Origin of the sequence: Algibacter lectus, assembly GCF_900112395.1 — a bacterium.
GTDB classification, from domain to species: domain Bacteria; phylum Bacteroidota; class Bacteroidia; order Flavobacteriales; family Flavobacteriaceae; genus Algibacter; species Algibacter lectus.
The window spans coordinates 218,466-239,219 of record NZ_FOLN01000005.1 but is presented as its reverse complement, the minus strand read 5'-3'; the positions used below and the strand labels follow the sequence as shown (position 1 = coordinate 239,219).

Annotated in this window: 18 protein-coding genes and 1 riboswitch; of the genes, 10 read left to right on the top strand and 8 right to left on the bottom strand. The window is 32.9% G+C overall.

Translation table 11 applies throughout. The features are described 5' to 3' along the window. Positions 1-30 precede the first annotated feature (30 nt). Positions 31-735, top strand: coding sequence for a lysoplasmalogenase family protein (locus BM246_RS10900; RefSeq protein ID WP_074937852.1), 705 nt, complete (start codon positions 31-33; stop codon positions 733-735). On the opposite strand, the gene BM246_RS10895 is transcribed toward BM246_RS10900, so the two are convergent. Then, positions 732-2,363 carry an ABC transporter substrate-binding protein gene (locus BM246_RS10895; RefSeq protein ID WP_074937989.1) on the bottom strand — a complete coding sequence of 544 codons (1,632 nt, stop codon included), beginning with the start codon at positions 2,361-2,363 and terminating at the stop codon, positions 732-734. The genes BM246_RS10900 and BM246_RS10895 overlap by 4 nt on opposite strands. 89 nt (positions 2,364-2,452) lie before the next feature. On the opposite strand from BM246_RS10895, the gene mtaB reads away from it, so the two are divergent. Both mtaB and BM246_RS10885 read left to right on the top strand, forming a co-directional pair. Beyond that, complete coding sequence (gene mtaB / locus BM246_RS10890) at positions 2,453-3,781, top strand: tRNA (N(6)-L-threonylcarbamoyladenosine(37)-C(2))-methylthiotransferase MtaB (RefSeq protein ID WP_074937850.1); 1,329 nt, start codon at positions 2,453-2,455, stop codon at positions 3,779-3,781. A gap of 123 nt (positions 3,782-3,904) precedes the next feature. Beyond that, entirely contained in the window at positions 3,905-4,300 is a 396-nt protein-coding gene (locus BM246_RS10885) for a hypothetical protein (RefSeq protein ID WP_042495779.1), read from the top strand. A gap of 76 nt (positions 4,301-4,376) precedes the next feature. On the opposite strand, the gene BM246_RS10880 is transcribed toward BM246_RS10885, so the two are convergent. Next, positions 4,377-4,673: an N-acetyltransferase gene (locus BM246_RS10880; RefSeq protein WP_042495776.1), complete on the bottom strand. Its 297-nt coding sequence runs from the start codon at positions 4,671-4,673 to the stop codon at positions 4,377-4,379. Positions 4,674-4,795: 122 nt separating this feature from the next. Between BM246_RS10880 and BM246_RS10875 the strand changes: the two genes are divergently transcribed. Beyond that, positions 4,796-5,461 carry an alpha/beta hydrolase gene (locus BM246_RS10875; RefSeq protein ID WP_042505819.1) on the top strand — a complete coding sequence of 222 codons (666 nt, stop codon included), beginning with the start codon at positions 4,796-4,798 and terminating at the stop codon, positions 5,459-5,461. 36 nt (positions 5,462-5,497) lie between these two features. Continuing rightward, positions 5,498-6,418 carry a lytic transglycosylase domain-containing protein gene (locus BM246_RS10870; protein ID WP_042495773.1) on the top strand — a complete coding sequence of 307 codons (921 nt, stop codon included), beginning with the start codon at positions 5,498-5,500 and terminating at the stop codon, positions 6,416-6,418. Positions 6,419-6,494: 76 nt separating this feature from the next. On the opposite strand, the gene BM246_RS10865 is transcribed toward BM246_RS10870, so the two are convergent. Next, complete coding sequence (locus tag BM246_RS10865; protein ID WP_042495771.1) at positions 6,495-7,070, bottom strand: hypothetical protein; 576 nt, start codon at positions 7,068-7,070, stop codon at positions 6,495-6,497. Between the two features lie 292 nt (positions 7,071-7,362). On the opposite strand from BM246_RS10865, the gene rpmH reads away from it, so the two are divergent. From rpmH to BM246_RS10845, 4 genes are all read left to right on the top strand, one after another. Then, positions 7,363-7,524, top strand: a complete 162-nt coding sequence (gene rpmH, locus BM246_RS10860; protein WP_042495769.1) for a 50S ribosomal protein L34 — start codon at positions 7,363-7,365, stop codon at positions 7,522-7,524. A 114-nt stretch (positions 7,525-7,638) separates the two neighbouring features. After that, the gene (carB, locus tag BM246_RS10855) at positions 7,639-10,491 is read left to right on the top strand and encodes a carbamoyl-phosphate synthase large subunit (RefSeq protein WP_074937848.1); all 2,853 of its coding nucleotides are present in this window, start codon (positions 7,639-7,641) and stop codon (positions 10,489-10,491) included. 131 nt (positions 10,492-10,622) lie between these two features. Further along, positions 10,623-12,182 carry a glycerol-3-phosphate dehydrogenase/oxidase gene (locus BM246_RS10850; protein ID WP_074937846.1) on the top strand — a complete coding sequence of 520 codons (1,560 nt, stop codon included), beginning with the start codon at positions 10,623-10,625 and terminating at the stop codon, positions 12,180-12,182. Positions 12,183-12,357: 175 nt separating this feature from the next. Beyond that, a complete protein-coding gene (locus BM246_RS10845; protein ID WP_042495766.1) occupies positions 12,358-13,158 on the top strand; it encodes an SHOCT domain-containing protein in 801 nt (266 codons plus the stop codon). Between the two features lie 102 nt (positions 13,159-13,260). Here BM246_RS10845 and BM246_RS10840 read toward each other — a convergent pair whose 3' ends face one another. The 5 genes from BM246_RS10840 to BM246_RS10820 all read right to left on the bottom strand — a co-directional run bounded on the left by BM246_RS10840 (position 13,261) and on the right by BM246_RS10820 (position 18,473). After that, on the bottom strand, positions 13,261-13,797 hold the full coding sequence (locus BM246_RS10840) for an acyl-CoA thioesterase (protein WP_042495764.1): 537 nt from the start codon (positions 13,795-13,797) through the stop codon (positions 13,261-13,263). Between the two features lie 185 nt (positions 13,798-13,982). Beyond that, positions 13,983-15,341, bottom strand: a complete 1,359-nt coding sequence (gene rmuC / locus BM246_RS10835) for a DNA recombination protein RmuC (protein ID WP_074937844.1) — start codon at positions 15,339-15,341, stop codon at positions 13,983-13,985. A 90-nt stretch (positions 15,342-15,431) separates the two neighbouring features. After that, complete coding sequence (locus tag BM246_RS10830; protein ID WP_074937842.1) at positions 15,432-16,226, bottom strand: ABC transporter ATP-binding protein; 795 nt, start codon at positions 16,224-16,226, stop codon at positions 15,432-15,434. Positions 16,227-16,272: 46 nt separating this feature from the next. Next, positions 16,273-17,298 carry a FecCD family ABC transporter permease gene (locus BM246_RS10825; RefSeq protein ID WP_042505815.1) on the bottom strand — a complete coding sequence of 342 codons (1,026 nt, stop codon included), beginning with the start codon at positions 17,296-17,298 and terminating at the stop codon, positions 16,273-16,275. A 32-nt stretch (positions 17,299-17,330) separates the two neighbouring features. Next, complete coding sequence (locus tag BM246_RS10820; RefSeq protein ID WP_074937840.1) at positions 17,331-18,473, bottom strand: ABC transporter substrate-binding protein; 1,143 nt, start codon at positions 18,471-18,473, stop codon at positions 17,331-17,333. Positions 18,474-18,654: 181 nt separating this feature from the next. Beyond that, positions 18,655-18,872: riboswitch (cobalamin riboswitch) on the top strand. 30 nt (positions 18,873-18,902) lie between these two features. Between BM246_RS10820 and BM246_RS10815 the strand changes: the two genes are divergently transcribed. Next, on the top strand, positions 18,903-20,750 hold the full coding sequence (locus BM246_RS10815; RefSeq protein WP_074937838.1) for a TonB-dependent receptor plug domain-containing protein: 1,848 nt from the start codon (positions 18,903-18,905) through the stop codon (positions 20,748-20,750). Positions 20,751-20,754 lie beyond the last annotated feature (4 nt).

Sequence of the window (20,754 nt, the reverse complement as noted above, 5' to 3'; positions counted from 1 at the left end):
TGAAAAAAAATAAGACAACTAATATATTATATGAATATTTTTTTTAAAAATATTTACTTGTTTTCTGTAGTGTTTTTGGTTGCAGTGGTGCTGGATAATTTAATTAAACAAAATCTCGATACATCCTTTAATCGACATATATCTAAGAGTTTAGTAACAGGCTTGTTGTTAGTTTACTATTTGGTAAACAAGAATGATAAGGTACCAAAATTAAAATCTAACGCCGTAATTATTGGGTTAGTTCTTTTTACTATTGGTGGGTGTTTTGGTACACTTATGAATAATAATCAAATATTTTTTTTACTCTCTTTTGTTTTTTTTGTTGCTGGCAAGTTTTTCTATGCCTTGAGGTTAGCGAAAAATCATGATTTTAGCTTTAAGAGAATATTCTTTTTCTTGTTGTTTTTTAGTTTGTATATGTTCGTGCTTGTTAATGAGGTTTACGAAAAGTTAGGTGATCAACTTATAATAATCGTTATTTATTTTTTTATTTCTATAGTTTTATTAGCATTCGCTTTTGTTCGAAAGGAATTTGTTTGCTACAAGAGTTATGTTTTGGTGTTTTTAGGCTTGTTATTTTTTGTGATATCAGAAAGTATGTTGGTTGTAAAACTCTACGGAAATAGTTTTGCCTTTGATGGTCCAACGCTTCTTGTTTTATATGAGTTGGGACAATATCTTTTTATTCTTGGTGTTTTAGAAGAAGTTTTAATTAAACCAGTTGAAATAGACTAAATATTTTCTTTTAATTTTTTCACCTGTTTTAATTCTAGTAAGTTGATAGGGTTTATGCCTAAATGCTGAACGTTTTTCCTTGTAAATCGAACCACTTCATCATAAAATAAAGGAATAATTGGAGCTTCTTGCATAACTAATGAATCCATTTTAGAATAAAGTTGTTCTCTGTTTTCCGGATTAGTTTCAGTAAAAGCTTGTTCGTACCAAGAGTTGAATTGTGGATTTTGAAAGTGCGTGTAATTTGGTCCGTTTGGTGAAAAGTTTTTACTATAAAATAAAGATAAATAATTTTCAGCGTCAGGATAATCGGCAACCCAACTCGCTCTAAATAAATCTAATTTATTGTTCGCTTTAGCATCTTTTAAAGTGGCGGCAGGTATAACATCAATGTTGACTATAAGTCCCGTTTTTTGTAGTTCACGTTGTATGTATTCGCAAAAACTTAAATAGTTTCCAATGGTTGTAATTGTAATTTCGGGGTTTTGTTTACCGGTCTCGTTTTTATATTGTTCAACTAATTGTTTAGCTTTTTCTGGCTTATAGTTAAAACCTGTAGTCGCATTGTAACCAGGTAAACCTTTAGGTATAAAGCCGCCATTTGCGGGAATTCCAACACCGTTACGCAGGTAAATCATCATTTTTTTTCTATCGAAGCCGTAATTAATGGCTTGTCTTAATAGTTTTGATTGTGTTTCCGAGGTTTCAGAATCTAAGTTAAACCCTAAGTATTCGGTATTTAAATATGGACCACGAATTAAGCGCGATGTTTTTTCGTAGGATGCTCTTAATTTACCATCAGCCGTTAAAATTTCATCTTTATATGAGGCATCTAAACCAGAAACGAAATCAATGTTTCCTTGCGCAAATTGCATAAATTCACTTTGCTTGTCTGGTAAAAAGGTGATGGCAACAGCTTCTAGGTAAGGTAGCTGCTTTCCGTCAAGGTCTTTTTCAAAATAATTTTCATTTTTTCTAAAAACTAGCTTTACATTTTCCTCCCAGCGTTTAAATTTAAAGGGCCCTGTTCCAATAGGGTGTGCTCTAAAATCTGAATTATAGAAATCTACAATTTCCTTAGGCACAACCGAGCAGTATTTCATGGTTAGTAACCCTAAAAACGCGGGAAATGGTTGTTTTAATTTAATTTGAAACGTAGTATCGTTAATCACATTAAATTGGTCTACTTTATTTAAAATCCAACTTCCGGGAGATGCAATTTGTTTATCTAATAATCTGTTTAAGCTATAAGCGACATCTGTAGCAACAACGGTTCTGGTGGAGTCTTTGCCAAATAGTTCGTGTTTGTGGAAATAGACATCATTTCTAAGGCTGAAGTTATATGTTTTTGCATCTTCAGAGATTGTCCAGTTTTTTGCAATACATGGTATTACTTTTAAGTTGTTATCCATTTGTACCAGACCATTAAATAGTTGGTTGGTTGCCCAAATATCGGCAATGTCTTTAGAGAAAGCAGGATCTAGAGATCCTATATTTTTATGCTCATTATAGCGAAAAACAAGATGGTCTTTGGCTGTATTTGTATCGCTTTCACATGAAAAAATGAATAAAACAACGCAACTAATTGAGAGATAGTTTATTATTTGACTAGTAACATGTTTTATCATATAACTTATTAATTGTAAATTTGCAGACTTTTTAAATGTAAAGATAATTTTAAAAAGATCTTGAAACAAGCAGAGGATAACAAAATATAATGAATAAAAAAGTCGCATTTTATACTTTAGGTTGCAAACTGAATTTTTCCGAAACATCAACTATAGCTAGAAACTTTGACGATGAGGGATTTAGTCGCGTAGATTTTTCTGAAAAGGCAGATATTTACGTTATTAACACCTGTTCGGTAACCGAAAATGCAGACAAACGTTTTAAAACTATTGTTAAGCAAGCTCAAAAATCTAATCCAAATGCTTTTGTAGCTGCAGTGGGGTGTTATGCACAATTAAAACCTCAGGAACTAGCCGATGTAAACGGAGTAGACTTGGTGCTTGGTGCTACAGAGAAATTTAAAATAACAGATTATTTAAACGATTTATCTAAAAACGATTTTGGTGAAGTGCATTCTTGCGAAATTGAAGATGCCGATTTTTATGTTGGTTCTTATTCAATTGGAGATAGAACACGTGCTTTTCTAAAAGTTCAAGATGGTTGCGATTATAAATGTACATATTGCACCATTCCTTTAGCACGTGGTATTTCTAGAAGTGACACTATGGAAGGCGTATTGAAAAACGCACGAGATATTTCAAAACAAAATATAAAAGAAATTGTTTTAACCGGTGTTAATATTGGTGATTATGGCAAAGGTGAATTCGGAAACAAAAAACATGAGCATACGTTTCTAGATTTAGTAACAGAGTTGGACAAAGTAGAAGGTATTGAGCGTTTACGAATTTCGTCTATTGAACCTAATTTACTAAAGAATGATACCATTGATTTGGTTTCGAAATCTAGAGCTTTTGTACCACACTTTCATATTCCTCTACAATCTGGAAGTAATGAAATTCTTAAAAAAATGAAACGCCGTTACATGCGTGAACTTTATGTAGATCGTGTTTCTAAAATAAAAGAAGTTATGCCTCATGCCTGTATTGGTGTGGATGTTATTGTTGGGTTTCCGGGTGAAACTGATGAGCATTTTCTAGAAACTTATAATTTTTTAACCGAGTTAGATATTTCATATTTACACGTGTTTACGTATTCGGAACGAGATAATACCGAAGCTGCAGAAATGGATGGTATTGTTCCAGGTAATGTACGTAGTAAGCGAAGTAAGATGTTGCGGGGCTTATCGGTTAAAAAACGCCGTGCATTTTATGAAAGTCAATTAGAATCAGCAAGAACTGTTTTGTTTGAAAGTGAAAATAAAAGCGGTTACATTCATGGTTTTACAGAAAATTATGTAAAAGTAAAAACGCCATGGAACCCAGAATTGGTAAATACTTTACATGCGGTAAATCTTACGAAAATTGATGATGATGGCTTAGTGCGTTTCGATTTTGTTAAGCAAGATAGCGTTGCTTAATAACTGCTTTTTCATCTTGCATTGGTTTATTTGAGTTTAAACGATTTTATTTTGCTAAATGTTGTTTGCTGATGTAAGTTTACATCAAGTGTTTTCGGTATAAAGTATCGAGATTTATTAATTATGAAAAGAAACTTAAAATTATTAACTTCTCTCTTAGTTGTTTTTCTGTTCATGTCTTGTTCTAGTGACAATGATGATAACGATAAAGATTCTATTTTATTAGGAGTTTGGCAAACCAGTGAGGTTACCACAGAAGCTACAACAACATTTACATTAGTTTTTGGAGACAATAATACCGGATTAAGTATTTATGCTATCGAAACGAATACAGGTGAAGAGACTTCAAGTTTAGAGCCTTTTAATTGGGAGCTAAATGGTAAAGTGGTTACGCTTTTAGATACAGATGTCTCTGGAAATAGTTATGAAATAAATGATGACGGACAACTTGAGTTAACTGGTTCTGCAGGTGTGGTTGTTCTTGATAAAATATCTAATGATTATTCAGATTATTATTGATAGTCAACGTTGAATATAAAACATAAAAAAATCCGAAGCTTTGCTTCGGATTTTTTGTTTTAGGTTATTTCTAAAATTAGATTCTTACGCCTACTGGTAGCATGCGCTTGTACTTTCTGTTGCTTCTAACAAATTTTGCTATTTCTGGGCAAGTAGGCATCACGCTTAAGTTACGTTCAGCTATTTGATCAAATACAGCAGATAAAAAATCTTTACTAAAGTTTTCGTCCGTTATGCTTTCTGGAATAAAAAGTTTTGTTAAAAAAATCTTTCGTTCTTGTAGAGAATATTCGATTATGGCCATTTGGTCATCGATTTTAATTTCAAATTGACGTAAAAAATCGTTGTCAATCAATTCAGCAGCTTCAACCATATCATAAAATTTTTAAAATTATTTGCAAACTTGAAATAGTGAGAACTATTTTTGTATAAGTTTGTCGTGCAAAAGTACGAAAAAAAAACATTATATTATAGTTAAATAGAAGTTAATCCCTTATGCATCAAGAGCTAATACATGTTTACCTCATGCCAGGAATGGCTGCTAGTCCGTTAATTTTTGAAAACATAAAATTACCAGAAGAAACCTTTCAAATTCATCTGTTAGAATGGATGATACCTATTGAAAATGAGTCGCTTAGTGATTATGCTTTGCGAATGACTCAGGGTGTAAAACACGATAATATTGTTTTATTAGGTGTCTCTTTTGGAGGTGTTTTAGTACAAGAAATGGCTAAGCATATAAAAACGAGGAAATTAATTATTGCATCGAGTGTTAAATCTATGGACGAATTGCCAAAACGTATGTTGTTGGCTAAAACAACAAAGGCTTATAAGTTAGTGCCAACACAATTGGCTTCAAATATTGATGTATTCGAAAAATATGCAGTAGGTAATGTGGTTAAGAAACGTATAGAACTTTATCAAAAATACCTTTCGGTTAATGATAGTCGTTATTTATCTTGGGCTATAGAGCAAATGGTTTGCTGGGAGCAAAAAGAGGCTCCAAAAGATATAGTACATATCCATGGTGATGCCGATGGGGTTTTTCCTATTAAAAATATAAAAAACTGTATGGTTGTTAAAAACGGAACACATATTGCGATTATAAATAAGTATAAATGGTTTAACGAAAATTTACCAAAAATTATATTAGAAAATTAAATAAAAAACTTACATTTAAAATAAAAAGAAGTAAAAATGAAAATAGTACAGAAAACCTTAGCTTTAGTAGGCTTATTAAGCTTATGCGCCTTGTTTATTAATGCTTTTCAAGAAGCTCCTACCGATGAGAATTTTGAAACTAAATTAATAAACGATTATAATGTTTATGCATTGCAAGTTCCAGAAAAATTAGATTTCGCAGGAGAGCCAATGCCACTTGATAATCCAGATATTTTAGAACGTATGGATAGAGAGTTGTTAGTAAACACGTATTGGCAATCTAATGGTTTATTAATGTTTAAGCGCTCTAAAAAGTATTTCCCAATTATAGAGCCTATTTTGGCTAAACATGGTGTGCCAGACGATTTTAAATATTTAGCTGTTATAGAAAGTGGTTTAACCAATGCGGTATCTCCAGCAGGAGCAAGAGGGTTTTGGCAAATTATGCCTGCAACAGGTAGAGAAAATGGTTTAGAAGTAAACAATAATGTTGATGAGCGTTACAATTTAGAAATGGCTACAGAAGTAGCCTGTAGATATTTGTTAAGAGCGAAAGAGCAATTAGGATCTTGGACGTTAGCAGCTGCCGCGTATAATGCTGGAAATGCAGGTGTTTCTAGGCGTTTAAAAGAACAAAATGTAAGTGAGTATTACGATTTGCTTTTAGGTGAAGAAACAGGGCGTTATATGTTTAGAATTGTAGCTTTAAAAGAAATTTTATCTAACCCAGATACATATGGTTTCAATTTTAGAGATAAAGATTTATACACGCCTGTACCAACTTACAAAGTAGAAGTAGATACAGCAGTAACAGATTTTACTAAGTTTGCCGAAAATTATGGTATAAACTACAAAATATTAAAGTTACATAACCCTTGGTTACGTGAGCCACACTTAAACAATAGATCTAGAAAACAATATTATATCGATATTCCTGAAGAAGGATATTACAACTAGTCGGTAGTAGATATCAATAAAAAAGCCAATACTTTTAAAAGTATTGGCTTTTTTATTATGGAGTATTTAAATAATGTTATCCTCTACGTTTTTGAGATCTTACAGAACCTCCAGCACCATAATGTTGTGTTGGTCCAACGGCACGTTTCATGTTATCCTTCATCATTTTTATCTGGTCGGTTAACATCCCTTGTTTATCAAGTTTTGTTGCTTCAGTAAGTAATTTTTGAGCTTCTATTTTTCTTCGTTTAGAAAAAGCAATACCAGCTAAGTTTAATTTAGCCATCGCTAAATCGTGATCCATAGATAAACCAAGAGAAATTGCTTTTTTAAAGTATTTCTCAGCATCATTCATGTTAGATTGCGATACCATAATACCATGCAAATAGTTATAGTAACCTTGTTGTTTTTTTACTAAAGCAGTTTCTGGGTTTTTAATTTTATTTAACCATTTTGTAGCACCTTCAAAATCTTGTTTTCTTAATTTTAAAAAAGCTAATAAAATAAATTCATTCTTAAAGTATAAGAAAATGAAAATTAGCGATAGTAAAATAAGCATAATGCCATTACCTATATAACCTTCTGTAAATTGATAAACTGCAAAAGCAATAATACCTGCAGCGATAATAAGTTTTATAATTTTATTGTACATGGTTGAGTTTTGGTATGAAATTAGAAGAAAATATCCTTCTATTTAACTATTAGTTGTGCAAAGAAACTAAATTTTTATGAAAAACAAATGAAACCTTTATCATAAAAAAGACTAACGAAGTCAAATATATTGCGGTGTTATCTATGTTTTTGTTCAGAATAAAAATAATATAACTTTTTTTCTAATAACATTTGTCAAAGTGAAAAGTCTTCGTATATTTGCCGTCAGTTTTGGGGAACACTCAGAGCCATAGATTTAAAAAAATACAATTCAGTTTTAAAGATACAAGATAATGAGTAAAAGAACTTTTCAGCCTTCTAAGAGAAAAAGAAGAAACAAACACGGTTTTAGAGAAAGAATGGCTTCTGCCAATGGTAGAAAGGTATTAGCACGTAGAAGAGCTAAAGGAAGAAAAAAATTATCTGTTTCTACTGAAACTAGACATAAGAAATAAATGATTAACAATTGTTGATAAATTAAAGGTGTTACTTAAGTGTAATGCCTTTTTTTATGTCAACTGATTACTATTTTTGCAATTCATTAAGCTACAATAAAATAACGAGTAAAAATGCCAAAAAATTCAAAACTAAAATCGATATTAATTATTGGCTCAGGACCAATTGTAATTGGACAAGCCTGCGAATTTGATTATTCAGGAACTCAAGCGTTACGATCGCTAAGAGAAGAAGGGATAGAAACAATTCTAATCAATTCCAACCCAGCAACTATCATGACCGATCCATCTATGGCCGATCATGTTTACTTACTTCCGTTGACTACGAAATCTTTAATTCAGATTTTAAAAGATCATCCTCAAATTGATGCGGTTTTACCAACAATGGGTGGGCAAACGGCTTTAAATTTATGTATTCAAGCTGATGAAAAAGGAATTTGGAAAGATTTTGGTGTAGAAATTATTGGTGTTAATATTGATGCCATTAATATTACCGAAGATAGAGAGAAGTTTAGACACTTAATGTTGGATATTGGTATTCCAATGGCACCACAAGCAACAGCAACTTCATTCTTAAAAGGTAAAGAAATTGCTCAAGAATTTGGTTTCCCTTTAATTATTAGAGCATCCTTTACTTTAGGTGGAGCAGGTGCTTCTTTTGTATATAAAGAAGAAGATTTTGATGAGTTGTTAACACGCGGATTAGAGATTTCTCCAATTCACGAGGTTATGATTGATAAAGCCTTAATAGGTTGGAAAGAGTATGAGTTAGAGTTGCTTAGAGATTCTAATGATAACGTTGTTATTATTTGTTCTATCGAAAATATGGATCCAATTGGTATTCATACAGGAGATTCTATAACGGTTGCTCCAGCAATGACATTAAGCGACAAAACCTTCCAAAAAATGCGTGATATGGCTATCCATATGATGCGTAATATTGGTGATTTTGCAGGTGGATGTAACGTACAGTTTGCTATTTCTCCAGACGAGAATGAAGATATTATCGCTATTGAAATTAACCCACGTGTATCTCGTTCTTCAGCATTAGCGAGTAAAGCAACAGGTTATCCAATTGCTAAAATTGCAGCAAAATTGGCTTTAGGATATCATTTAGATGAATTAAAAAATCAAATTACTAAATCTACATCGGCACTTTTCGAGCCAACATTAGATTATGTAATTGTAAAAATACCACGTTGGAACTTTGATAAATTTGAAGGTTCAGATAGAACTTTAGGACTTCAAATGAAATCTGTAGGTGAGGTTATGGGTATCGGGCGTTCTTTTCAAGAAGCTTTACACAAAGCAACACAATCTCTAGAAATTAAGAGAAATGGTTTAGGTGCCGATGGTAAAGAAAACAAAAACTACGAACAAATAATTGAAAAATTAACTTATGCTTCGTGGGATCGTGTTTTTATTATTTATGATGCTATCGAAATGGGAATTCCGCTAAGCAGAATTCACGAAATCACCAAAATTGATATGTGGTTCTTAAAGCAATATGAGGAACTTCATATGATTAAGAACGAAATTTCTACCTTCAAAATAGATACCATTCAAAAGGATTTATTATTAGAGGCTAAACAAAAAGGATATGGTGATCGCCAAATAGCGCACATGTTGGGCTGTTTAGAAAGTCAAGTATATAATAAACGTGAAGAACTTGGTATAAACCGTGTGTACAAATTAGTAGATACATGTGCGGCTGAGTTTGAAGCAAAAACTCCTTATTACTATTCAACTTTTGAAAGTGATATGGAAACTGCAGACGGTAATCGTTATGCAGATAACGAAAGTGTTGTTACAGATAAGAAAAAAGTAATTGTTTTAGGATCTGGACCAAACAGAATTGGTCAAGGTATCGAGTTTGATTACTGTTGTGTGCATGGTGTTTTAGCCGCAGCTGAGTGTGGTTACGAAACCATCATGATTAACTGTAACCCAGAAACGGTTTCTACCGATTTTGATACAGCTGATAAATTATACTTCGAGCCTGTATTCTGGGAACATATTTACGACATTATTAAACATGAAAAACCAGAAGGTGTAATTGTTCAGTTAGGTGGTCAAACTGCATTAAAATTAGCGGAGAAATTAACTAAATACGGTGTTAAGATATTAGGAACAAGTTTTGAAGCTTTAGATTTAGCTGAAGATCGCGGACTGTTCTCAAACATGCTTAAAGAAAATAATATTCCTTATCCAGAATTTGATATCGCAACAACAGCTGATGAAGCGGCTGCGATTGCAGATGTATTAGACTTTCCAATATTAGTACGTCCATCGTACGTTCTTGGTGGTCAGGGTATGAAAATTGTAATTAATAAGGAAGAGTTAGAAAAGCACGTTGTAGATTTATTAAGCAGAATGCCAGGTAACCAATTACTTCTAGATCATTATTTAGATGGTGCTATCGAGGCTGAAGCTGATGCTATTTGCGATGGAGAAGATGTGTACATCATCGGAATCATGGAGCATATTGAACCTTGCGGAATTCACTCTGGAGATAGTAACTCATTACTACCACCTTTTAACTTAGGTGATTTAGTGATGGAACAAATAAAGGATCACACTAAAAAAATTGCTTTAGCACTTAATACAGTTGGGTTAATCAATATCCAATTTGCTATTAAAGATGATACGGTTTATATTATTGAGGCCAACCCGAGAGCTTCTAGAACAGTACCATTTATTGCAAAAGCATACGGAGAGCCTTATGTAAATTATGCAACTAAAGTAATGCTAGGCGAAAAGAAAGTCAAAGACTTTAATTTCAACCCTAAATTAGAAGGTTACGCTATTAAGCAACCAGTATTCTCTTTTGATAAGTTCCATAATGTAAATAAGAAACTAGGACCAGAAATGAAGAGTACGGGAGAAAGTATCTTATTTATTGATAGTTTAAAAGATGATGCTTTTTATGATTTATATTCAAGACGTAAAATGTACTTAAGTAAATAATATCAAGTCAATTTATATTAAAAACCTCGCAATTATGCGGGGTTTTTTGTTTTTAAACCTATTCTAGTTGGTTGTAATTTCATTAACTTCGTTTGTAACTAATAGCCCTCCTAAAAATAAAGTAAGTCTACATGAACAGAGAAGACATGATGTATAAGTTAAGGACCGATTCTAAAACTTACGATTTTATAATTATAGGCGGTGGAGCAACCGGAATAGGGATTGCTTTAGAGGCTTCAGCACGAGGTTACTCGGTAGTGTTATTGGAAAAATCAGATTTTACAAAATCAACATCAAGTAAAGCCACCAAGTTAATGCATGGCGGCGTAAGATATTTGGAGCAAGGTGATATTGCTTTAGTGCGAGAAGCAGTTGTGGAGCGTGGGTTAATGTTGCGTAATGCACCTCATGTCGTAAAAATTCAATCGTTTATTATTCCAACACACGGCTGGTACGATGAAATTTTATACACCATTGGTTTAACGGTTTACGATTTATTAGCAGGTAAACTGAGTTTAGGCCGATCTAAACATATTTCAAAGTCAGAAACCTTAGAACGTATTTCTTTAATTAATCCGAAGAAAATTTCAGCAGGTGTTGTTTATTACGACGGTCAGTTCGATGATTCGCGATTGGCTATAAATACGCTTCAAAGTGCTTCAGAAATGGGAGCTATTGTTCTTAATTATTGTGCTGTAAATACTTTGGTTAAAAATGAAAAGGACGATGTAACGGGTGTTAAAGTTCAGGATGAAGAATCTGGAGATGTATTCGAAATAAAAGGTAAACAAGTTGTTAATGCTACCGGTGTTTTTGCAGATGATGTGTTACAAATGGATGCTCCTGGTTCTAGAAAAACAATTGCTCCTAGCCAAGGTGTGCATTTAATATTAGATAAATCGTTTTTGCCAGGAAAAGATGCGATTACTATTCCGAAAACAGATGATGGTCGCGTACTCTTTTTAGTGCCTTGGTATAATAAAGTTATTATTGGAACAACAGATACTCCTGTAGAACGCGGAGTTTTGGAACCCATAGCTTTCGACGAGGAGATTGAATTCATTTTAAATACCGCAAGTCGTTATTTAACTAAAGCGCCTAAAAGAAGTGATGTATTAAGTGTCTTCGCTGGTTTACGACCATTGGCGGCCCCTAAACGAGAAGGCAATAAAACAAAAGAGATTTCTAGAAGTCATAAAATTTATACATCAAAATCGGGGCTTTTAACTATGGTTGGTGGCAAATGGACCACTTTTAGAAAAATGGGCGAAGATTTAGTGAATAAAGCAGAGAAAAACCATAAATGGGAACATAAACCTTCAAAAACCAGAGATTTAAAAATACATGGTTATAAGGAAGACGTTAATTTTGATAATCCTTTATATTTCTACGGAAGTGATGAAGATGCACTTCTTGAGTTATCTAAACAAAACGGATGGGATAAATCTATAAGTACTTCCATGTCTGTAATACAAGCTCAAGTCGTTTGGGCTGTAAGGCATGAAATGGCAAGGAAAGTAGAAGATTTTCTAGCGCGTAGAGTACGTTGCCAATTACTTGATGCTAAAGAAAGTATTAGAATGGCTCCTGAAGTAGCTAAAATAATGGGAGAATTACTCGGAAAAGATGAAGCTTGGGAAACGCAGGAAATAGCAGATTACCAAAAATTGACTTCAAATTACATGCTGTAAAAATAGATTTTTCACTTAGAATATGACGCTACTGTTAAGAAAGAAACTTCTTTCTTCTTTAATGTAAAATAAAAGCTAAACTTCTGTATAAAAGAAGGTTATTGGTATTACTATAGATTACCTTTACCGCAAAATTGTTAAGTTAACAATTTGAACTAAAAAGAGAATATATATTATGAATTCAATATTCACAGATGCTAGCTTTCAGAATATGACGAATGTAGCAAACCGTTATGGAGTGAGCACTAATGCCGTAACAGATTTAACGCAAGCCCTTATGCGAAGTAATGGCACAATGGCTCAATTTAATATTTCCGAATTAGGCGGCGGAGGTCAGTGGATGCAAGGTGGCATGACCATGGTAGGCGATATGTTTAACAATCAGCTTAAATCTACGGTAGATGGTCTGTGTGTTGAATTATCTAATTTAATAAATCAAGGTGGTATACAATATAAACCGTTACCGAAAGTAGAAAACCAAAACGGATTTCAATCTGGATCTGGTAACTGGTGGGGTAATTTAGGTTTTCCTAATTCTACAGGAAGCCAAAACGGAACGAGCTATGCTATTTTTTCTAATATTGGACGTTTAGCGATTCAACAAAACGGAAAAGTAACAGTGTTTGATACTTTAGACAACCAAATTGGAGGTGTAGGGCAACAACAAGGCGGAAATTATTCTGTGACGTTTACAAGTCAATATGGTACGGTAGATTTAAGTACGCTACCAATTGTATCGGGTGAAGATAATAGACCTAAACCAGCACCGGTGAATAATAACATTATTCAAAATCAACCAGAGCCTATATTTGTAGAGCAAGCACCAGTAAACACAAATAATAATAACAATAACAATAGCGCTTTAGAGGAAGATATTTTTATGAAAATAGAAAAATTGGCAGATCTAAAAAAGAAAGATATACTTTCGGTTGAAGAGTTTGAAAACAAGAAAGCCGAATTATTAAGTCGATTATAATGAGGTTATTATAATAATTAAAAAAGTTCAATTAACTGAAAGTGTTTTATTCAGTTAATTGAACTTTTTTTATGTCTTGAATTTATAAAAGAAGATATCTTCTTATAAATTTACTTGTACGTTTTGAGTTTTTACAAAATCGATATGTTCTTCAATTTTAAAATCTGAAGAATTAAATCGAGACGATCTTTTTCTAGCTTGATCTTGCCTTACAATACTACGCGCAAAGCGTCTAACGCCTTGTTCTGTATCTAAAATTAAGCCAGGAACTGGTACGTTATTTCCATTTTCATCCTTAGCAACCATTGTAAAATATGATGAGTTACAATGTTTAACTTCTCCTGTTTGAATATTTTCCGATTCTACACGCAAGCCAATAACCATAGAGGTTCTTCCTGTATAATTAACAGAAGCTTTAAGCGTAACTAATTGCCCTACTTCAATAGGGTTTAAGAAATCTACTTTGTTTACAGAAGCCGTTACACAATAGTGTCTAGAGTGTTTAGAAGCGCAGGCAAATGCAATTTGATCCATTAAATATAAAATATGTCCACCATGAATCTTTCCACTAAAATTAGAGTGGGACGGAAGCATTAATTCTGTAATTGAAACTTGAGATTCTTTAGGATGCTTGAACATAAAATTTTAGTCGTTTAGTTTTAAATAATACTGCGAAATATATTCTAAAATAAAAATATATTAAACGTAATCAATAAAGGTATTTAATTTTTAGGAAGTTTTATAAAAATCTACTTTTAAAAAATGATTTTCGTAGCTATCGTTTTGCTAGGCTAATAATATATCAATGCGTTATGCGAAAATAACTAATCTATTTCATCTTCTTGAGCACGTTTAATAATAGCTTCGGGCAATGCCTTTTTTGCTTTAGCCCCCATTTTTTTGAGTTTTTCTACACTTGTAATTATATTTCCTCGGCCATCAACCAGTTTATTCATTGCTGATGAATAATCGGTTTTAGCGGCGTCAATTTTCTTTCCAACGTTGGTTAAATCTTTCACCAAACCTTCAAATTTATCATAAAGTGCTCCAGCTTGTCGTGCAATTTCAATAGCATTTTGTTGTTGTTTTTCATTGTTCCACATGCTGTCTATGGTGCGTAATGTCGCCAATAAGGTCGATGGTGTAACAATAACAATGTTTTTCTCAAAAGCTTTGTTGTAAATAGAATTATCTTCATTAACAACCACAGCAAAAGCAGGTTCTATGGGGATAAAAAGAAGTACAAAATCTGGCGATTCAATATCGTATAAATCTTGATAATTTTTTTCTGAAAGTTGATCTACGTGACGCTTAATCGAATTGACGTGTGCTTTTAAAAACTGGGGCTGATCTTCTAGTTCGGCATTTACAAAACGTTCGTAATCGGTTAAAGACACCTTACTATCAATAATCATTTTTTTACCATCCGGTAGGTTTAAAACCACATCGGGCAACACACGAGATCCGTCTTCTAAGGTAAAACTTTGTTGTACAAAATATTCGCGATCTTTCTCTAATCCCGATTTTTCTAACACACGCTCCAATACCAATTCTCCCCAGTTTCCTTGCATTTTGCTATCACCTTTTAAGGCGCGTGTTAGGTTGGTAGCCTCTTTTGTCATTTGTTGGTTTAAATCTTTCAAGCCTAACAATTGCTCTTTTAAAGCGGAATGCATGCTAATACTTTCCTTTTGTGTTAAGTCTACTTTTTGTTCAAAAACCTTAATTTTTTCTTGAAGCGGATTTAAAATATTAGTAATGTTTTCTTTATTCTGAAGTGTGAATTTCTCCGATTTTTCATCTAGTATTTTGGTTGCTAAAATTTCAAAATCTTTACGCAGTTGCTCTTGGCGTTCCTCTAATTCAGCATCGCGCTTAAGGTTTAAGGCCTGTAAGTTTTCAAACTCTGTATTTCTTCTTGCTAATTCAGCATTTAAAAAATCTTTTTCACGACGAATATTTTCACGGTCGTTTTCAATTTTAGAAATTGTTACTTTTTGTTCCTGTTTTTCGGTTGCAGTATGTTGCTTGAAGGCTTCAAATTGTTGCTGTAAATTGCTGTTACGTTCTTCTAAAGTACTTTTTTCGCTCTTACTTTTAAGTTTAGTAAAAAGCATGCCTAAATAACCACCAATAACTGCGGAAATAATAATAGCGAGGATTAAGATGAGACTGTCGTTCATTTAAAAATAGGGTATAGGTTCAAAGATAATTTTTTTAGGTTGAAGATTGAAGTTAAAAAAGAAGCTTCAACTAAAATTTAATTTAGGTTTTTACTTCTTAACCCTAAAACTCCCCGTGTTTTTATCAAAAGCAATTAAATCTTTAGGGAAAAGAGTTTCAAAAACACCTTGTTCTATAAGTTTACAAGGTTGATCGGAAACTACAGTTCCGGCATTCATTACAATTAAAGTATCGCAAAGTTGAATGGCTAAGTCTATTTCGTGAGAAGAAAACAGAATGGTTTTACCTGTTTCTTTAGCGAGTCTTTGAAGTAGTTTTAAAATATAAGCCTTGTGATACATATCGAGATGCGAGGTGGGTTCATCTAGAATAATTAAATCGGTATCTTGGGCTAAGGCGCGAGCAATCATAACTTTTTGAAGTTGACCGTCGCTTAATTCGAAGCATTTTTTATGTTGTAAATCTTCTATATTTGTTTGAAGAATAGCTTGGTTTACAATGTTTTTATCTTGCTCAGATAGATTACCAACCCAATTGGTATAAGGTTGTCTACCTAGTGCAATAAGTTCAAAAACAGATAAGTTTTTGGATGCTATTTTTTCGGTTAAAACCAAACTTAAAACTTTGGCTAAATCTAACGGATTGTAATCTAAAATAGATTTTTCATTAATAAATACAGTTCCAGAAAGAGGTTTTTGCACATGTGTTAAGGTGCGTAAAAGTGTCGATTTCCCGATGCCATTTGCACCAATAAGTCCGATTAATTCTCCTTTTTTTAATTCAACATTAACTTGAGATGCCACAACCGTTTTTGCCTTTTTTGAGGCGTAACCAATAGATAAATCTTCGGTTTTTAAAATGATATGTGGATTTTGCTCTTTCATTATATAATATAGGTTTCCTGCTTTTGTCTACTACTTTTTTATAATACTAAAATACCATGCCACGTTTTCTAACCAGAAGCCAAATAACAACGGGTGCTCCGATTAAAGCGGTAATGGCATTGATAGGTAAGGTGTAATCGCTATTTGGTAATTGAGCAATACTATCGCAAACTAGCATAACAATTCCGCCTAGTAAAAATACGGCTGGCAATAATATTTTATGATTTGAGGTATTAAATATTTGTCGTGTTAAATGGGGTATCGCTAAGCCTATAAAGGCAATTGGACCAGTAAAAGCGGTGATTGTTCCGGCAAGTAAACTGGTAGCGATTATAATTATTAAACGACTTTTTTTAATATTCAATCCTAAGCTTTTTGCATAGTTTTCTCCTAAAAGTAAGGTGTTAAGCGATTTTATGGAGCATAAACTAGCTAAAATCCCGAGTACATAAATAATTAAAAATATGGTGAGATCGCTCCACGATAAATTTCCTAAACTACCAAAACCCCAAAATACATATTGTTGTAATTGTTCTGCCGATCCAAAATAAGAAAGCACACTAACAATGGCAGCGGTAATACTGGCAAACATTAGGCCAATAATAAGTATGGCCATGGTATCTCGAACTCTAATAGAAACCATTAAAACGGCTAGTAAAACTAAAAAACTACCTAAACTCGCCGCAATTACAATGCCCCATTTGGATACAAATAGTGATGCTAAAACGCCTCCAAACACACCAGAACCTAAAATTACTAAAGCCACGCCTAAACTGGCTCCCGAGCTTATACCGAGAACAAACGGCCCTGCCAAAGGGTTTCTAAATAATGTTTGCATCAATAAGCCAGAAATACCTAAACCCGAACCTACAATTATGGCGGTTATGGCTTTTGGTAAGCGGTAGTTTAAAATAATATGTTGCCAACTTTGTTGTTCTACATTGCTGTTTAGTAAACTATTAAAAACAGCTTTTAGCGGTATTGAAACAGAGCCTAAACTAATATTCACGAAAAAGCACAACACTAAAGTTAGTGCCAATGCTAAAAATGAATAGGTATAGGTTTTGTTCATTATTTGTGTTTAAAAACTGTGTGAAATATGGTTTACTCTAAAGGTTTAAAGAAAAAAAGATTGTAGTCTGTTAATAGTTCTGGGTGACAAATTTTTATCAAATCTTTCAATACTAAATCTGGACGACTCATGCCTAATTCAAAATACAAAACGCCTCCTGTGGCGCCAGTTGTATTGTTTGTAGTGTAAATGTTTTTGTTTTTAAAAGCTTTAAATTCGGCATTGTGAGCGCTTGCATTTTTTAGTTTTTCTAGACTAGAATAATTGGATGGGCTTAACCAAATATCGGCATCTTGAGCTTTCATAAAAACAGATTCAAAATTAAGCTGTAAACTTCCTGTGCCTTTAGAATCGTTCCATAAATAATCGGTATTAGCATCTCTTAGTAATTGTGCTTCTGTACTTGTTCCGTTAGGTAAATACCATATGTCATTATGCATGGCGCCACTTAAAATAGTAGGTCTGTTTTTTACATTTTTAGCTAGTTTTTTAGCATTTAAGTATTCGGTTTCAATGCGGTTAAAAATAGAATCGGCTTCTTTTTCTTTGTTGTAAAGTACACCAAAAAACTTAATCCATTCGGCTTTTGCAAGTGGCGACTCTTCCACCCAATCTCCATTAAAAATTACGGGGATTCCTGCGCGCGCAATAAGGTCTAAAGAGCGATTATTACCATCGATACCGAAACCAACCACTAAATCGGGGTTTAATTCTAAAAGCACTTCGGTGTTTATGCCTTCATTTTTGCCAAGTTCTCTAATGGAACCATTATCAACTCTAGATCTTATTTTTTCCGAAGAAATATATTTTGTGCCAGGGAAACCTACCAAAGTTTGTTCTACGCCTAAAAGTTCTAAAGCCGGAAGGTGTGTGGTAGATGTTACCACAATTTTTTTAATGGGTAAGGAAATTGTGTTATCCGCTTGTCTGTCATCACCATAATTTGCTAAAACGTATTTAAAAGTAGTTTCGGCATTTGGCCATGGAGATTTTATTTCTAAAGTTTTGTACATGCCAAGATCTTTTATTGAGAAGCCTTTGGCGTATTTTAATTTCACTTCTTTTGCTACAAAAGCTTCTGTAGTACTTTCTTTCTTTTTTTTACAAGAAAAAAAGCCGATTAGAATAAAAAATAAAATAGAAGATACGTACTTTTTTTGTAACAATAGTGACATTGATATGAGGTGGTTTTTTTAACTTTAGATAAAATTTCTATTATGAGAAACGGTTCAAATTTAACAATATATATAGTAGGAGGAATTATAATACTACATTTTTTAATTGGTTTTATTTACCTTGTTTATAAATTGAACAAGAAAAAGTGAATTTCATTAGTCTGCATTTAAAAAAGAATCTACTTTTGCAGAGAATTTTGGTTTCATTCAGTACGTGCTGAATGAATTAAAAGGGAATCTAGTTAAAATCTAGGACTGTTCCCGCAACTGTAAGTTTTTATCGAAATATTTTCGGTACTTCTTTAGAAGGTGTTATTAACTTCAAAACCACTGGTATTAACTGGGAAGGTAAGATAACATAAAATAAGTCAGGAGACCTGCCATTTTCATCATCTAAAACAACTCTCGGGTAAAGAGTTTTAAAGATTTATGAAACAGATTTTTACATTTTTAATTTTAGGTTTAGGCGTTTGTAGCGGTGTGCGAGCACAGGTTGATGCTGTTCAAAAACTAGATGCTGTAATTTTAAGTGATAGTAAATTAAAAAACTATGCTGCTGGTATAAAAATTGAAAAACTTACCGATTCTGTTTTAAGCAATAATGCTACATCTTTAACCAATTTATTGGCTTTTAACTCTAATATTTATTTTAAAGAAAATGGTGCCGGTATGGTGTCGTCGCCTTCTTTTAGAGGTACAACAGCGTCGCAAACAGCCGTAATTTGGAATGAAATTAATATTAATTCACAATTAAACGGCCAAACGGACTTTAATACCGTAAATACTTCAAATTATAGTTCTATAGATATAAGAAGTGGTGGTGGTAGCGTGCAATATGGCAGTGGTTCTATTGGTGGTAGCATTCATTTAAATAATGATTTAAAATTTAGTAATCATGCTGAAACTCGCATAAAAACGGGTTATGGTAGTTTTAATTCTAAAAATTTAGGTATTAATTCTTCCTTTGGAAGTGAAGCTTGGACGGCAAATATTGGAGTAGATTATGTAGACTCTGATAACGACTATAAATACCTTGGTACCGATAGTGTAAATGAAAACGGTGAGTTCCATAATTTAAATATGAATGTGAATTTGGGCGTTTTTATTTCCGATAAGGATATTTTAAAACTATACCACCAAAGTTATATTGGCGAGCGTAATTTTTCTGGCACTCTAGTTGGGCCTTCTCGTAGTAAATATGAGGACGAAAACTTTAGATCTATGTTGGAATGGTCGAGAATTATTGGTAAATTTAGTTCACGATTAAAAGTGGTTCATTTACACGAAATGTTTAAATATTTCGAGAACAAGGATAAAGATAATTATAGTTTAGGAAAAGTAAATACATTATTAATTAATCATAGTTTTAATGTGAGTTTTAATGAGAAACTTCAATTTAAAACCATATTAGAATATTCAAATTCAAAAGGAAACGGAGATAGTTTTAAGGAACCGGTAAGAAACGTATTTTCTACAACAGCGTTGCTTAATCACAAACCTAATAACTCGATAAGTTATGGCGTTAACCTAAGACAAGATTTTACAACAGGAGGTGAGAGACCCTTTGTATTTTCAGTTGATGCTGGTTTTGATTTATTTGAACATTATCAGATTCAAATAAACGGTTCTAAAAACTACCGTATTCCTACTTTTAACGATTTGTATTGGCAACCAGGCGGAAATTTAGATCTGGTTCCAGAATCGTCTTACCAAATAGATTTAGGGCAAAACTTTAATTACCCTAATTTTAATGTAAAACTTAATGGTTATTATATCAATACTGAAGATATGATACAGTGGCAACCAAACAGTACTGGCCTATGGTCGCCTATAAATATTGGAGAAGTAGCAAGTTATGGTGCCGAAGTAGAGGTGAAATCGCATTACAACATTAATGAGCATCAATTTAATGTCTCTGGGCATTACTCTTACACTGTTTCTGAAGATTTAGAAACCAATAAACAACTTATTTATGTGCCGTTTCATAAAGGGAATCTAGCCTTGGCCTACAATTATAAAGCTGTCACAGTTTTTTATCAGCACATGTTTAATGGTGATGTTTTTACTACAGCAGATAATCTAGAAGGACGTTTTACTTCTTTAAACGGTTATGATGTGGGGAATATAGGTTGTAATTACACTTTTTTTAAGAACACAAAAAACGAACTAAAAATAGGGATTACTCTGAAAAATATATTTAATGAAGTTTACGAAAACGTAGCTTTTAGGCCTATGCCGAATAGAAATTTTAATATTCAAATCAACTATAAATTCTAATAAA